The following is a 17,515-nucleotide window of genomic DNA, read 5'->3' as shown; positions in this document are numbered from 1 at the left end:
ATGCGATTGTATCTGAATAAACGACTTCAACGAACCGCCCAATTTTTGTTATTGGTCATGCTGCTGAACATTCTGCACCCTGTGACTGCATTTGCGCTTACTTCTGGTCCGGCGCAGCCGGAAGCGTTGTCCTTTCAGCCAGTGGGCATGACCGACATGGTAGATCTCTTTACCGGCGACTTCAAATATAACATTCCGCTACTAGAAGTAGACGGTTATCCGCTCAATCTGAACTACCAATCGGGTTCGGGCATGGATGATGAGGCCAGCTGGGTGGGATTGGGCTGGAACCTAAACGTGGGGTCTATCAGTAGGCAGGTGAGGGGTATTCCCGACGATTTAGGTGGCGAGGTCATTGAAACGGAACACTCCACCAAAAAGAAAGTAACCGTTGGGGGAAGGGTAACTGCTACTGCAGAGTTTAAGGGAGTGAACTCCAAAATAATGGGATCTTTTAGCTTAGGTGTTTTCAATGATAATTATACGGGTATAGGCGCCGAGATTGGTGTAAATGCAGGACTATCTATTGGCCTAAATAGCACAGGAAGTATGACTGCGGGAATGGGGCTAGGGATATTGTCAAACACTTCCAGCGGAGTGGATGTATCTCCCTATGTTTCGTTATCGCTTATTGATAAGAAAAATGAAGACAAGTCGAGAAGCAGCAGCTTAAGTTCATCTTTGACCTATAACTCACGCTCAGGTATGAAAAGCCTTAGCTTGGGGCAAAGTTATAACGAAACGGGCAATAGCATAAATCCATTTCAAAGTAGTTGGAGTTATAATACGGGACCAGTGATGCCCAAGATACAGGTACCTTATGAATCTGCATACAGATCTTTTAGTTTTAGTGCAGGTCCTGCAGCAATGGGTATGTTTGCTGGCATTGGTGGAACCGGTTACATGAGTACAAGAAATATAATCAGTAAGATCAATAGAAATCCCGCATTTGGGTTTCTATATGCAGACAAGGGAAAGAATTTGGCAAATGCGGTTCATGATTTTACTAGAGAGAAAGACAATCCCATTATTCCAGAACTGCCAAATTTGGCTATACCCATCCACACACCAGATCTATTTAGTTACAATTCGCAAAAAGGCTCTGGCCAATTCCGTTTATTTAGGGCTACTGGAATGTTAGGTGATAACCAAGCTATAGATAAATCTGATAATATCAGTTTGGGCTTCGATGTAGGGTTAGGATGGATCGTTCATGGAGGACTTTCTCTTTATAAACAAGATGCCAAAACAATTACTAGGAAATGGACAAAAGATAATGCCTATATGGCTAAGGGAGATTTTCAATCTTATGATAAATCCAACCCGGCTAAAGAGCATGTTTTTTTTAGAAAAACAGATGAAAAAGTAATGCAGGATGACGCCCTTGCGGGTAAATTGGGAGAAAACGAAGTGCTGGCTGTAAACATTAGTGGAAAGAATGCCAGTAGTTCTTTTGGTAAAAAAGCCGGGAACCAACCTGTAAACCAAACGATTGAAAAAACTGGTCGGCAGCTCAAACAGACTAATATTAGCTATCTTACAGCTAAAGAAGTCGAACTTCAAGGTCTAGATAAAGAAATTAAAACCTATCCCTTTCTAGAAAATATAGCAACACCTTCGCAATGGGGTACCTCTAATGGGGTGGTAACAAGAAATACGAATCAAAAACGTGATCACCACATCTCTGAAATTACGGTTACTGAAACGGATAACAGCAGACAGGTTTATGGTATTCCGGTTTATAATTTAAGGCAAGATGAATATTCATTTGCCATTGGGAAAGCAGGTCAGTATAATCTGGTAAATCCTAATGGAGGTCCACCAAATGGACCAACTAATCTTGCCCTGGTACCTTTGAAAAATGGGCAAATTGATTATGAAAAGGGAATTGATGAATATTATCATGTAGACCACCAGTCGCCTTATGCCAGTAGTTATCTGTTGACAGCACTTTTATCTCCTGATTATGTAGATAAAACAAATGATGGAATCAGTGATGACGATTTAGGCTCGGCCATCAAGTTCAATTATTCCAAATTGGCCAATAATTATAATTGGCGCACACCCTATGTGAACCAAAGCAATACTGATAAAATAGCCGTAACGGTAAATAAGGGACTGTTGGCAGATCCAGATGATGATAAAGGCAGCTTTATTTATGGTGAAAAGGAAATCTATTATCCACAATCCATAGAATCTAAGACACATATCGCCATTTTTATTACGGCCAATCGAGAGGATGCACTTGGGGTAGTGGATTGGAAAGGGCAAAGAAATACCAATATTGCCCAAAAGAAATTGATGGAGATCAGACTTTATGCCAAAGGAGATCTAACCACACCGGTAAAGGTGGTCAAATTTCATTATGAATATTTGCTCTGTGGACAAACGCCCAATTCAGCAGGCAATGGTAAAAAGTTAACATTAACCAAAGTATGGTTCGAATATGGTAAAACAACCAAGGGGCAAAACCACCCTTATGTATTTACCTACTATACAGGTGTAGATTATCAAGTAATGGCTACAGACCGATGGGGTACTTATAAGCCAAAGGACAATAATACCATTGCGGCTTTAAATAATGAGGAATTCCCCTATAGCGTACAGGACAGAACTAAGGCTAATACTTATGTTACCGCTTTTCAGCTAAAGGAAATAGAATTGCCCAGTGGTGGGAAGATAAAGGTAGGCTATGAGGCCGATGATTATGCTTATGTGCAAAATAAGAAAGCGAGTACCATGCAGCCTATTTTGGGTTTTATAGGAGGAAATAGAGGACCTGGAGATCTTAGGGATAAAAGAGGCCTAGAAATAGCGGTTGACGATATGCCGCCAGGTGGTGCTGATCATACCGAATGGTTTAAAGATCATTATCTGGACGGTTCAAATTATATTTATACTAAATCCCTGATAAAATTTTCTACCGATAATGGCTTAAGTGGTGGTCAGGATAATGACTATGTTTCGGCCTATGGAAAGGTGCTAAGTGTGATTTTTACTAATGTCAACCAGGTGAAAAAAGCCACGGTGATGTTTGAAACTATTACAGATAAGAGCACGGAAAACCCCATTTTATTTGCGGCATGGCAAAAGATGAAGAACGAATATCCGCGTTATGCCTATCCTGGCTTTAAGAATAAGGTTTCGGTGAACAATGCAGGAGATGCCATTGAGGCCGCAGTGTCGGCAATTTTAAATGCGGCAGGAAATCTGAGCGAGTTGAAGCAGAATTTCTATGAGAAAGCTTACAATAGGGGCTATGCCAGTACCGTATTCCCAGAAAAGTGCTTTGTTCGGCTAGTGGAGCAGAAAGGAAGTAAGATAGGGGGAGGGCTAAGGGTAAAATACATCACAATTGAGGACGAGTGGCAGCAGATGAGCGGTGACACCGATGCTCCGGCAGCTAGTTATGGGCAATGGTATGATTATACCATTATTGAAAATGGTAAAAGGATAAGTAGTGGTGTGGCCACTTATGAACCGGCAATAGGAAGTGATGAAAATAGTTTGCGACAGCCCGTATTCTATAGCCATAAAATTAAGGGGGGACTTAGTGATATGTTTGAACTGGAGCTGCCCTTTGGAGAGTCACTTTATCCTTCGGCATCAGTAGGTTATAGGAAAGTGAGTATACGCGATTTGGACCCACACACTAATCTCCAACAGCTAGATATAGAAGATCAAGCACCTAGAACAGGTACTACTGAACAGGAATTCTATACCGCTAAAGACTTTCCGGTAAGGGTCGAGGCGCTGACTATGCAAAGACATATAAATAAACCCTCTCAGGAATATTCAATGTTTTTTTCTAACAGTGTAGAGGAACTGGTCTTGTCACAGGGCTATAGTATTGAGCTGAATGACATGCATGGAAAACAGAAAGCAATAAGAAGTTTCAATGCGGGAGGTACTGAAATAAATGCCACTGAATATGAATATCAGGTGGAGAACCCTAATGCCCAAGAACTGCGCTTAAAAAACGAAGTAAATATAATCCATGGAATACAACAGGGACCATTTGACGTTCAAAGGGGCAGTGTATTGCCCAATAGGGTGATGGGAAGAGATGTAGAACTGTTCACCGATTTTAGGGAACAAGAATATACCAATTCTGGAACCAGTCTTAACCCCGGCCTTGATGCCTTTGCAGCATGGATAGTACCTGTTATTTTTGCCTATTCCTTATATGCCCAAAACAATGAATATCGTTTGTTTAGGTCTGCGGTGGCCACTAAGGTCATTCACAATTCGGGCATATTAAAAAAGGTGATCAAAACCGAAGATGGATCCTCAACTTCTACAGAAAACATCGCTTACGATGGTTTGACCGGAGAAGCTATTGTTACCCGTACGCAGAATGAATTTAATCAATATCTCTATGCTATCAATCTGCCCGCTTATTGGAAATACCCTCTTATGGGAGGGGCATACCAAAACTTGGGAATGATATTAAGTGATGTTACTGTTGACGCAAGTGGTGAAATCAATAGTGCCTATTGGCCCTTGCTGGATCAGGGAGATATGTTGATAGACTTAGCCAGTAACAAACGCTACTGGACCGTAAGTATTCGAAATGAAATTGGCACCCCAACTTTGCCATTGATAATGCCTTATTACACTAAGATGTTGATAGACGAAGAGGGTAAGAAAGTAACGGTTTTAGAGGAAGGTACCAACCTAAAAGTATGGCGATCTGCCCATAATAACAAATTGGGGGCAATGACAAGCAGTATAATTTGCTTGGAAAACCCAATTAAAGATGACCAGCTGATGCTTGCAAAAAATATAAATTTGGCAAACTATAAAGTGTTGAATGCTAATTATGCTTCTTATGATCAGGTTTGGCCGATAGATGGAAAGGGAGAGGAAGAGGTAGGTTATGTGAATGAACTTTATGATCTTTCCTATTTCAAATTTATTCAAAATGAAGCAAATATGGGAACATATTCAACTTTAATACAAGTACCTCCATCAACTGGTCTTGAATTTATTGAGGTAAATCATCCTTATTTTAGTTCATTAAACACTACCTCAACTATTTATAGTAGTTCTTTTCCTCAAACTCTACATGGTTTCTCGGTAAAATTGAATGTTACACGGGCGGGTACATTTTTTATGCATACATATATAGGTAATGGGTTGAGCCAATCATGGTTACGTGTTAATGGTGTAGGAATAAATAGTGGCTTTGGAACTACTTCCGTAATAGCTATAAGTTTAAATGAAGGTGATAACCTGATTGATTTTCAGTATAATTCTTCAAGCACAACTGCGGCAAAAATTGGATTTACTATTATGGATAACACATATAGTGAGATTATTAATACGGCTAAAACGAGTTACAACATCATTTTTAGTACTTCTATTCTCACTTCGCCGACCACCTTAAGTGATCCAAATATTAATTTCTACCGTGTGGTTAATAATCAACCAATTTGGTATCGTATGTATGAAAATGTTTACAATCCCTTCATTCACGGCATGCTCGGTAACTGGCGACCTTCAGCGCAATATGTATATCAGAGTAAGCGTACCCAAACCCATCTATCCCCTACGCAAAAATCGGCCAATGTGGCGCAAAATGGTTATTTTGAACATTTTTACTCGCCATGGACAACCAACAGCCCTTATTGGGTAAAGAGTAATCAGATTACGCTGTATGACAAATATGGGCAGGAGCTGGAGAATAAGGATGCCTTGGGCAGGTATAGTGCCGCTAAATTTGATTTTAGGGGAGAACTACCAGCAGTGGTGGCAAGCAATGCCCAAAATAGAGATTTGTACCATGAAACTTTTGAGGATTTTAGTTATAGTGGATCAGCTTCAAAACAGCGCTTTACCTCCGAAACTAATGAAGTGTTAGGTAATATTATCCCCAATATGCAAAGCCATACAGGACTCCGTGCCGGAAAGATAGAAGGCGGTAAAACCTACAAACTCACAACTTCTTACCATGAGCAGGAATACGGACCTTTTATGAACTACTTTATCCATGACAGCAAGAAACAATTCCAATTGGTCAAGAATATTAATGGACTTTATCCCAATGGTTTCGAACCAGGTAAAAAAGAGTATGTTTTTAGTGCATGGATAAAAGATGCTGCAACGCATACCAAAGTGAATACCTTACAACTTAGCTATAAAGGTAAAAACGCTAATACCATGACTACAATTAATCCAAAAACCAAGGCCATTGTAGAAGGATGGAAGCTGGTAGAAGGCGTTATTGATTTCAGTACGCTTGTCGATACCGGAATTGAAATTAGCTTGAGCAATAATGTCGACTTACCAATTGATGACATTCGCATTTATCCAAAAGAGGCGCTTGTTAAAACTTACGCCTATAATCAACGTACTTTTAAGCTCATGGCAGAACTGGACGAGAATAACTTTGCTACTTTCTATGAGTATGATGATGAAGGCCAATTGGTGAGGGTGAAAAAGGAAACGGAACGGGGTATTGTTACCTTAAAAGAAACCAGGGCAATTTATCGCAAAAGAAGTTCAACGCCATAATTTTTCTAGGTATAAAGTATATGAAGATTAAAATATTTAAAAAAGCTTTGCTGAGATTGTCTGTCCTGATATTATTGTTGGGAAGTGCCAGCTATTTTTCTTGGGCTTTTATAAAAGAAAGAAAAGCCTTTGCAAAAAAGGAGGCATTGGCTGTAAAAGAAAAACTGCCCAAAATAAACTATGATAAAAGACTTCTATTACGTTTTGAAGAACTGAGCAGACAGTTAGATCCCAATAGGGAGGAATATAGTCTGATAGGAAAGCTGGTGTATAAAGATGGAACAGACAGTTTGGCAAAGGCCAAACAGGCCCTATATGAAATAAGGAAAAAGGGGAGTTCCTACTATTATAAACTTGGTACCACAGAAATCTTAAATGCCAATGGACAAAATGTAACTGTAGACCATCTTAACAAGTATATTATGATTTCTGCCCAAAAAGAGCAGCCTCAGGCGCAGCTTTTTCCGCAGGTTAAGGAGCTGCTCAAAAATTTGCAAAGGGAGCGGTATGAACTTTCCAATACTGAAAAAGATGGTATAGCCTACATCAGTTTATTAAATAACTACCACATTAGCTGTAAGGAATATGGCATAAGCTATAGAAAAGAAGATTTGAGCCCCCTAAGGTTGTTCATCAGGCTTACCAATTTTGATGATCCAGAATCGGTAGCCAAGGAAAAGGTAATTACCCTGAGCATTGAGCAGTTTGAAAGCCGGGCCAATTGGAACGAACATGTAGGCCAGCTGGCATTTGCCCAGCAGGTGAATGGGCAATGGGAAGCCTCTGCCCCATACAAAGACTATAAACTTATTGTACTGTAGCACAAAGACAAAATATAAAGAGATTTTAGACCAAACAATATGAGTAAACGCCTCTATTCTTTCCTGTTTTTCCTGATAATAGGTGTTTTGCAGTTCAGCAAAGCCCATGCCGCAATAGAACCCTTCCAAAACTTTATTAAAGGTAACTTGAAAGTGGGAGATTCGCTGTGGGTAAAAGATGAGAAATTTAAGAATGCCAACTTTAATTGGACAAATCTTACCCATTTGTCGGTAAAAAACTATGTAAGCCTTAAAATTATAGACGAGGTACCTATAGCACAAGATTTCGAGGTAGAATTTAGGTTAAAGGTAGTCTATTTTAGCTCGCCTGCACAGCTAATGCCCAATGTGGTCGATACGGTAAGGCTTAAGGTAAATTATAAGAAGGGTACAGGAGCGGTTTACCAATTGAGCAATGCTTACCAATTTGCGGGCGCCCATGAGATAAAGGTCTATATACAACAGATCAATAGTCCACAATATGGAAGCCAGCTTCCAGTAGAAATGCAGCTTACCAGTGGTATTGTGGTAGATCGGATATACCCTTTCGAGAGCTATACGCCGATAGATTTTTCGGGTAGTTTCATCAGTGTACCCATTTCTAATAATGGTCAGGCCCAGCTTAATATTACCATTCCGGTAATCGTTGGAGCAGATGAATATGACCTGGAATGGACCCCAATAGACGATCCAAGCGAATATGCCGCCGAAATTAAGAATAACTTAACCGAGCAGGTTCTTGCCGATGTCTTTAAGAACAATGCCACTAGGGTAACCTTGAAAGACCAACAGAATTATGCCATTTCCTTGGTATATAATTGCCAGTGGATAGCCGTGAGGGTAAGGGGGGTGCATTATAATACCGAAGGCATAAGAATAGAAGGCGTGTGGTCTTATCATGATACACAGGCCAATGATTTGGCCATTTGGGACAATGTCAATTGGCATGAAAGTAAACTCAATTGGCAGTACGCTGCTACCTATGCCGAAGAGGGAAAGAAAAAAGAGGTGGTCAGCTATTTTGATGGCACCTTGAGAAATAGACAAACGGTTACCTTATTGAATGATAATTCGGCCAATGGTGTTGCAGTGGTCCAAGAAAATATTTATGACGAATATGGTAGGGTAGTTGCCAATATTTTACCTGCTCCCATAAAAGAAGCCAATGTTGCAACAGCTTACCTCAAATACTTTAAAGGGCTTAATAAAAATGATCAAAAGGGTTACAGTTTCGTTGACCTCAACTTAAATGGATGTACCCCCTTTACTAATGCCATGAACATAGGCTATGGTGCCGCTAGGTATTATAGTGCTAATAATGATTTTCTTGCCCAGGCAGATTTCAATAAATATCTGCCCAATGCCAATGGCTTTCCACTTTCGGTAAATTTGTACATGCCAGACAATACCGGGCGTATAGCTAAGCAGGGAGGTGTGGGGGCCGCTTTTCAACCTGACAATGCCTCTACAGACCATACAGCCAAATATTATTATGGCAAGCCCGAACAATGGGAGCTCGATGCCATTTTTGGTAACGATGCCGGTTTTGCCAATCGTTACCAAAAGAATATGGTAATAGATCCCAACAACCAGGCCAGTATTACTTACCTTAATGCTGCAGGAAAAACCGTGGCCACGGCTTTAACGGGAAATGCACCCTCAAACCTTAATGCACTTCATACTGCGGCCAATGTGAAGTCGCAAACGGTTAACCTGCTCAAACCAGAACAGTTTAGGTTTGATGCTTCTGCCTTAAAATTGGTGGCTACCACCACCTATATTTCTTCGGTGGTTAACACAGGACCTACAGTGCTTAAATATAACGTCAGCCAATTGATCAGTAGCTATCCCAATGTTTTTGATCTTTGCAGTAATTGCTATTACCGTTTAAAGGTAAGTGTTAAAGACGACTGCGGTATTGAAAAATATCAGGATAATAGCCAAATTATTATTGGCGCTGCTCTTGCAGATTGCCAACTTGCCGATATGGCTACAGGTGCCATACAAGTTACTTTAGATAAAATAGGTGCCTATTTTATAACCATAGAACTGGTCTTCGATTCCAATGTAATTGAAGATTATGCTACTAAGTTTATAACAGAGGGAAAAGCCAATGCTTTTATAAGCAAAAAGTCGGAGTATGTATTGGCCGAACTGAACAGGTTGGAAGTAGACTTCTCGTCTTGTGTTACGGGTTGCGATGCACTTGTTAAGTTGGGCGAAAAACAGGAGTTTACGCAAATGTTTGAAGATAAGCTAACAGAACTTGGCGAAGATAAGGCTGATTATGCGGCTTACATCAGCAGTTTATATGACCTTTTGCGACCTAAGGCACAAGCCGCAACAGATGCCTGTAAGCTGCCCTCTTTAACCGCTTGTGATGAAAAAAGAAAATTACTGTTGGAAGATGTCTCACCACAGGGGCAATATGCCCTCTTTGATGATAATGGAGTACCTTTGGAGCCCAGTTCCAATATGCTGCTGTTGCATTTTAGAAACGGCGTGTTTAATGTAATTACAGATAAGCAAAACCCCATATACCAAGCTTCCATTATCACCCTTGAAGATGGCACGAGAATCTCACCATACGATTCGGGATTTGGTTTAAGTGATTTGGTGAAATATTGGCAGCCAGCCTGGGCCGAAAAATTTATAATATATCATCCAGAGTATTGCAAACTTCAATTCTGTGGAGAGAATATTGTATCCGAAAATTGGGATTCACAACTTAAGAAGATAAGTAAAGCACCCACCAACAATACCAACCTGCCTGATAATGCTTTAACGGGTCATGTACTTTTTAACGAGACATTGACCGCAGCAGATTGGCTCATTGCTTCCGATCCGTTTTTTGCCAGTAATGGACTTGGTTATCAATATGCGGCACAGATGGCCTTAGACCTCAATGAATATAGCTTTAAAGTGCTTAAAAAAAATCCTGCGGTAGCCATATATGGCAGTAATCCTGCCGAAATGGTTTACCCGGCTTTAAAAAATCTATTGCAGGTCAATCTAATCCAACTGTATTGTGCACCTGAAAATAATACCACCAATGGCAGTTCGAATATAGATATCTGGAACAACTGTAGTCCCATACAGAGCTGTAGAAAATTTGATCGGGAATGGCAGCTATACCGTGATGGTTACCTGGAATTGAAGCAAAAGTATGTAGACCTGTTGCGCAGGACCACTACCTGTCAAAATGCCTGTGCAATCGGTACGCCTCAAGTGGTTCCTGTTGCACCAGATATATGTACAGAGGTGTTTACCCTAAATAGTACGGGAGAAAAAGCCGCAACGGGATCTTTTACACAATTTACAGAAATCGAGCCCCTATCGGGCTATAGACTTTTTTATAATCTTGTTCCCGGTAACCAAGACCTGTTTCCTACAACTGGACACTGTATCAATAGTAGCGGAATTGATTATGCCTTTTATCCATGTATTACCATTAAATATCCGGGCAAGCCCGAGGGCGAACAATTCAAAAATGTATGGAAGATCAATTGTGTGAAAGAAGAGGTAGAATGCGCTACCTCTGGCGATCTTTTTGCAACCTCTCGTTCCTCAACCGATCCCAATGTATTTTATATAAACTTGGGTACGCCCCAAAATCCGATTTACGACAGGTATACCATATATGAAGGTTATACTCAGCATTCTCCGCCAAGCGCTTATTGCAGCGGTTATCCGAATAATATTCCTGTCTTCTACCGTTGCTTTACGGTTTACGTAGATAATCTGGTTCTAGAATATAATAATGTTTATTTGGCTCATTGTCCATTGCCATCTGGAACTATCCTGGGAAGATCCAGTACCGAAAGCGGTAGCTTACCTTCAGTAGGCACATCGTCTTCAGAAGATAACTTTAAGACAATATTGGGTGCTTACCTGGCTCCAACTGAGCAAGTAAACATAGAAGCCAGATCAGAACAGTTGTGGCCTGCAGGCGCCAATACGGGACAGCTATATGCAGATCGGCTTCATAAAGCCATTTATAGGGTATTGCCTGCCGATTCTATCACTAGCATTCCATCGGTACAGCAGTTTTTCAGCCCTTATGTGCTTAAGAAGCTGATGGTCATCAGCCCATCGCCCAAACATTTCATAACATTGAAAAATGTTTGGGTAGCCGAACTTTTACCAGATAGTGCCGCTGTAAAGTATAAAGAACAGCAGATCATACAGAAAGCAATAGCCAAGGTAGCTGAACAGAAAAATAATAGCCCAATAGCTCAAAAAAATGCTTCCCCCGCACAGCTAATGGCCATCGAAGGCGTCTGTGTGTCGGTGGTAGACGAACTCGTGTATTACCAATACACCGTTTGTCAGGGCGTAAATACGCCTGGAACCGCAGTCAAAAGAACAACAGCGGTACTGCTCGATCACAACGGCCAACCTACTATCCTTAACCATAATGTTACGGTAAAACTAAAATATGAGGGAATTCCAGGCTATAATCCCGGAGGTAATAACCAGATGTTAGATGTGGATATTCTGATCCCAGCCGGATATAGCGATAATTATTACGAATATGTGGAAAGCCAGTGGGTAGATTATGGTTTTAGCTATTGCTTTGAAGATAAATTTCTACTTAATTGTGTTAGCGAGGTAATAGGAGCCAACTTCTGCGAAGGGCAGCTGGATTGTAATGGAGTGTCCCCAATTTCATGTCCATCTTATTTTTCCAATAAAATATCACATTTTCCGGTTTCATCACAAGTAAACGTGGCCACGGTAAATACAGATATATATAAGGAAAAAAATAAACAGGAGATCAAAAGGATAATTGATGCTGCTGCTAAGGGGCATGCCGATAGCTGGCTTACGGCCTTAAGACCGGCAATAGAACGTTATGCCCAACAGCCTGGCCCGGTTATTATAGATGAGAACCTTTTACGTGGCATGTTGATAGATTTGACTGCTTTGGCTATTGAAGTGAACGACGCCCAGGGTAACCCGCTGTTCATTAACGGACTAAGTACGCTACCTGCGCCCTTGAAGATTACCGTTGGCACCAATCAATATTCCAGCTATGGAGAAATCCTGAAATATATTTTTAACATTTCCCAATATACCGATGATATTAATCCATGGTTGTTGGAGGGGCCTGTTCCTTACCCTACCGTGGTAAATGGCAAGTTTGTGAACAAGATGCAGACCACTCAGTCCATTATTGGCAATACCAACGAAGAAATCTGCGAGAGGTTAACTGCCCTTAAGCCATATACACCAATTTCTACGCACAATTTCTATGGCTATCTTAAAACAACTTTCGGTAGTGTAATGACACTTACCGAAGATGAATTGCAGGTATTGCTAGATGGATGTAGTTGTAGATATTTATTGGCCCAAGACATTAAGCTGCCCATATTTTTAGAACCGGGAACTAAAGGATATATCTCTAAAAGCGAATATAATGCCGCCCGTAGCGAGCTAGACCTTATTTTTAATGGACAGTTAATTGATTCTTGGTATAATTATGAGAGCATTGTAGCTAATTTCCTTAACCATAAATTTGGTTTCGGGCTAAGTTATGACCAGTATAAAGAATTTGCGATCAACAATAGCGATCCGAATGCGCGTTTGAGTAACCAGCCTCCCTATGCCGAGTATGTGGTACGTAACTATGATTGTGCAAAAAATATTATCGCTAGTGCTTTTTATATAGCAGATCCATTATACCAGGTTTATTTGAACGAAGAGAAAAGGAAATTTAAGGAAGCTTACATGAATACCTGTAGTGCTGCACAGGCCAATGTTACGCTTACCGCCGAACAGAACATTTATCACTATACCCTCTATTATTATGATCAGGCTGGTAACTTGATACGAACTGTACCGCCAGAAGGGGTGTCGATATTAGACCAGGCCGAACAGATACAGGCACAGCGCTATAGGGAATTGGCAGGAACAAGCTGCAATTACGTAGGACCAGAAACCTCAAGTACGGCCAACGATTTGCTGCAGCAGCTTTCTACCACTTTGGCCGCCCCGGGCAACCATGCCCTTGAATTTTGGCTATACCAGAATGGAGGCAGTAGCAGGCAGTTGCTGGCCACCACACCAGATCATAAATACCTGATGCAGATTTGTGCCACGGGAGATAAACTGAATGTGGATATCTATTCATTGAACCAACAAGATGCAGGAAGCATCAGTTTCATCTATAGCAACCATATAGTGGCCAATGTAGGCAGTTTGGGCGCTCTGCCTTGGCTGCATGTAGTCGTACAGGGCAATAGCTTGGCCAGTGGTAATTTGGAACTTTGGGTAAATGGTGTACGGCAGACAGCACAGGTAAACGGAAGTGCTGCGGGCTGTGGTTGGCAGGTAGGTGGAAACCCATTGCAAATGCCCCAAAACCTTAGTGCATTAAAACATTTACGCCATTATGACCGATTAATGGGCAGTGCCGAAATTTTGGCCAATGCCCAAAGCGGCTGCTTTATGCCAAGTGCTGCCTATAATGCTTGGCATCGTTTTAATGTGCCTGATCCAGGCGATCCCACCACCATTGGTGGCAACAGCACAGCAGAAACACAGTATAAGGAAGGTGTTTATCCAAACCATGGCCTGATGACCAATTATGCCTATAACAGTACCAATCAGGTGGTAGAGCAACAAACACCAGATGCAGGTGCCAGCCGCTTTTGGTATGATTACCTTAGCCGAATGGTGGTATCCCAAAATGCCAAGCAATTGGGCGAAAGCAATTTTAGCTATACCCAATACGATGTGCTGGGACGTGTTATTGAAGTAGGGCAAAAACATACCAGCCATAGCTTGGGTAGTGCAGGCTATCTTGATCAACAGCAGCTTACCGATTTTATCAATGCCCCAGGAGACAGGGAACAGCTTACCCAGACCATTTATGACAATATACCTTTAAATGCCACCAATTATCCGGGCCTAGATATTAACTTGGCACAGCATAATCTGCGCAAAAGGGTGGTTGCCAGTATTTATAGAAGTAGCTCATCAAGTACCTCTATCAATGCAAGCTACTATAGCTATGACCTGGCAGGTAATGTGAAAACGCTCTACCAAAAAATAGATGGTATGGAACCCAAACGCCTCGATTACGAATATGATCTGGTAAGTGGAAAGGTTAATCTATTGGCCTATCAGGATGGTCAGCCAGATGCTTTTTACTATAAATATAATTACGATGCAGAAAACAGATTGACCGAAGCTTGGTCGGCGCTTTCTGCCAATATAGACAGCAAGGGCTTTGGCAGTAGTTTGGGAAGCAATAAACGCTTGGATGCCACTTATCGTTACTATTTACATGGTCCGCTGGCCCGTATGGAACTTGGCCATGAGGCACGAAAGGTGCAGGGCGTAGACTATGCCTATACCCTACAAGGTTGGTTAAAAGGGGTAAATGGTACCGTGTTGGGAACTAACGATATAGGTGCGGACGGTGCCCAGGTAGCTAAAGATGCCTTAGCCTTTAGTTTAGGTTATTACCAGGGCGATTATGAACCTATTGGTGGTGCTGCAGCCAATGCCTTTGCGCATAATTTTCAGCCCATAGGTACTGCACCGGTAGATATGGGCGGTGCGGGCAGGCCCCTGTTTAATGGTAATATTAGCCATGGCACTTATGCCATTGCCAGTATTGATGGGGAAAACACCGTAGGTTACACCTATGGTTACGATCAGTTGAACCGCTTAACCGCCTTCAGACAACACAGTCTGGGGACCAACAGCAACTGGAATTTTAGTTCGGCCAGCCAAAACTTTAGGGAAGACTTTACCTACGATGGCATGGGCAACATCCTTACCCTACAGCGTAATAACCAAGCCGGTGTTTTAATGGACGATTTTAAGTACCGCTACTATTACCGGGACAACGGTAACCAAAAAGGTATTTTCAATCCAATTGGCAGCAAGCCAACGGATGTGAAAACCTATACCAACCAACTGGCCAATATAGACGGTACCACTACCCAAAATTACCGATATGATGAGATAGGTAACCTTATTAAGGACGAGGAAGCCAATATACAAAGCATCGATTGGACCGTATATGGTAAGATTGCACAGATTGTTAAAACCAATGCCGCCCAAAATATCAGCTACACCTATGACGCCACAGGAAATAGGGTGAGCAAAACCTATAATGGCAGCACTACTTATTACGTACGCGATGCACAGGGCAATACTTTGGCAGTGTATACCAAGCAGGGAAGCAATGCCCTACAATGGGACGAACAGCACTTATACGGCAGCAGCCGTTTGGGCTTTTGGCGGCCCCAACAGGACGAAAGCCATAAAGGTTGGATAGAAGGCCGTAAATCTTATGAGCTGAGCAACCATTTGGGCAACGTAATGGCGGTCATTAATGATAACTGGACGAGTACCAATAGTGTTTACCAGCCTAATGTATTGAATGCTCAAGATTATTATGCCTTTGGTAGCCAAATGCCGGGAAGAAGTTTTAACTTAGGAGGCAGTTACCGTTATGGATTTAACGGGAAGGAGAACGACAATGAGGGAAAGGGGGACGGCAACCAGCAGGACTATGGGATGAGGCTCTATGACCCGAGGTTGGGGAGGTTCCTTAGTACGGATCCATTGACAGAATCATATCCGTACTATACTCCATATCTTTTTGGTGGGAATAATCCAGTGAAGTTTATAGATTTGGATGGACTTGAAGAACATAATCCTGTACCAGAGTCTTATATGAATCCGAAGTTAAAGCTGAATATGACAAATGCTCCTGCTGGATCAAGAACCAATGCTGCTGGATTTGCTAGAAATGCTCCCTGGTTTTGGAGACAAATGTTGAAAGACCATCCAGATATGTTTAATCCAGAAAATGTTCGAAAAATAAAAAGCGGTAGGTCCCCAATAATTAATGAGCAATGGATTAAATATAACCCCACTCAAAAATCATTTATTGGCGAAACATTGATACATCATCATATTGATCAGGGTGAGTTTGCTACTCCATTACCAAAATCAGTTCATGAAAAGTGGTTTAAGGAGCTACATTTCAATACTGGTGGTAAGTTAGGGAGAGGGGCGGGAACGTTAAATTCTGTTTTAGGAGGTTATTTCTTATTGAAAGAGTTTATTAGTGATGATCCACATTCTTGGAATATGTTGCTTAGTGCTGGGCAAAAAGAAAATGTCTTGTATTATGATCAAAACTCAACAGCATATTACATGATAACAAAAGGTACCATTTGGAAAGACGGAAATGGAAATGTTACTTCTAAGACGGTCACGTTTGACTATTATGAAGACTATACTTACGACAAAAGAACAAAGAAATATGTTGGGGTTAATAAAGTAGGAACTACTACCGAAACGTATAGGCCCGAAAAAAGAGACTCTAGTTACGCCCCCTCTGAAAGGTTATAAAATTATGGTTATGGACGCAGAAAGATTTGTAAAAGAGCTTAAAGTTATTTCACCTGATAGAGGGATGTTCTCAAATATGGATTTGGGAAACGATTATATTGATAGTGTTATTGCAGGCTTTAATCCAGAAAAAATCCACAGTGATTCTACGTTTTCAGATCCACTTTTAAAGCTGGTTACGCAATATAATGCAAATGTAATTCATGTGGGTATGATCGAGTTTTCTGACGAAGTAAGAGAGACAGATCGCTATTATATTATTGGTGAGTTTGAAGTAGATTGGCTTACGATAGATAAGCTTTCCGGATGTGTAAAAATTGTTGAAAAACATAACTATCATGAAATGTGGGAATGTGCAATTGATAGCTCAAGGTTTTTGGAAGCCATGATTGAAGCGTGCAAATTTTTACTCAAAAGTAGTACTGATGATAACTTGTATGAAAATAAGCAAGCACATGATGCAGTTGCAGAGGTCTGCAGTTCACTTGCTGGAGGTGAAAGGTTTTTAGATTTTTATAAGATGTTCTTCGGATGCTGGTAAGAATACCAAGATAATCCAGCAAAGATAAAATGGAACTAGAAATACAAGCTCGGAGCAAAAGGCTCCGAGCTTTTTTGTTAACGGAAATATCAATCCCCCTCTCTAGCGCAAGCACAATGTCGTTAAGTTAAGAGTTTCACAGGTTAATTCTTCGATTTTTAAACTGCTTTGGCTTTGTTCTCTGCCTGTATCTATCGGTTTTTCTGTCGAAATTCCTGTTAGGTCTAATGGGTACAACGTTTTTAACAAAGAGCTGTTC

The 17,515-nt window shown here is 41.1% G+C and carries 4 protein-coding genes; all 4 read left to right on the top strand.

The window, feature by feature from the left end:
* From JHD79_RS05625 to JHD79_RS05610, 4 genes are read left to right on the top strand one after another with little or no spacing between them, the layout of a single operon-like run.
* On the top strand, positions 1 to 6,516 hold the full coding sequence (locus JHD79_RS05625; protein WP_199118233.1) for a hypothetical protein: 6,516 nt from the start codon (positions 1 to 3) through the stop codon (positions 6,514 to 6,516).
* Positions 6,517 to 6,536: 20 nt separating this feature from the next.
* The gene (locus JHD79_RS05620) at positions 6,537 to 7,337 is read left to right on the top strand and encodes a hypothetical protein (protein ID WP_199118232.1); all 801 of its coding nucleotides are present in this window, start codon (positions 6,537 to 6,539) and stop codon (positions 7,335 to 7,337) included.
* A gap of 39 nt (positions 7,338 to 7,376) precedes the next feature.
* A complete protein-coding gene (locus tag JHD79_RS05615) occupies positions 7,377 to 16,715 on the top strand; it encodes an RHS repeat-associated core domain-containing protein (RefSeq protein ID WP_199118231.1) in 9,339 nt (3,112 codons plus the stop codon).
* Between the two features lie 10 nt (positions 16,716 to 16,725).
* Positions 16,726 to 17,256 carry a hypothetical protein gene (locus JHD79_RS05610; protein WP_199118230.1) on the top strand — a complete coding sequence of 177 codons (531 nt, stop codon included), beginning with the start codon at positions 16,726 to 16,728 and terminating at the stop codon, positions 17,254 to 17,256.
* Positions 17,257 to 17,515: the final 259 nt, after the last annotated feature.

The organism is Pedobacter sp. ASV28 (assembly GCF_016428855.1).
GTDB lineage: Bacteria > Bacteroidota > Bacteroidia > Sphingobacteriales > Sphingobacteriaceae > Pedobacter.
This window is presented reverse-complemented; position numbering and strand designations above follow the sequence as displayed.

What these genes read in the sequence shown, in the direction of transcription:
- JHD79_RS05625 (WP_199118233.1), top strand. Translation starts at nt 1, where the DNA reads ATGCGATTGTATCTGAATAAACGACTTCAACGAACCGCCCAATTTTTG.
- JHD79_RS05620 (WP_199118232.1), top strand. Translation starts at nt 6,537, where the DNA reads ATGAAGATTAAAATATTTAAAAAAGCTTTGCTGAGATTGTCTGTCCTG.
- JHD79_RS05615 (WP_199118231.1), top strand. Translation starts at nt 7,377, where the DNA reads ATGAGTAAACGCCTCTATTCTTTCCTGTTTTTCCTGATAATAGGTGTT.
- JHD79_RS05610 (WP_199118230.1), top strand. Translation starts at nt 16,726, where the DNA reads ATGGACGCAGAAAGATTTGTAAAAGAGCTTAAAGTTATTTCACCTGAT.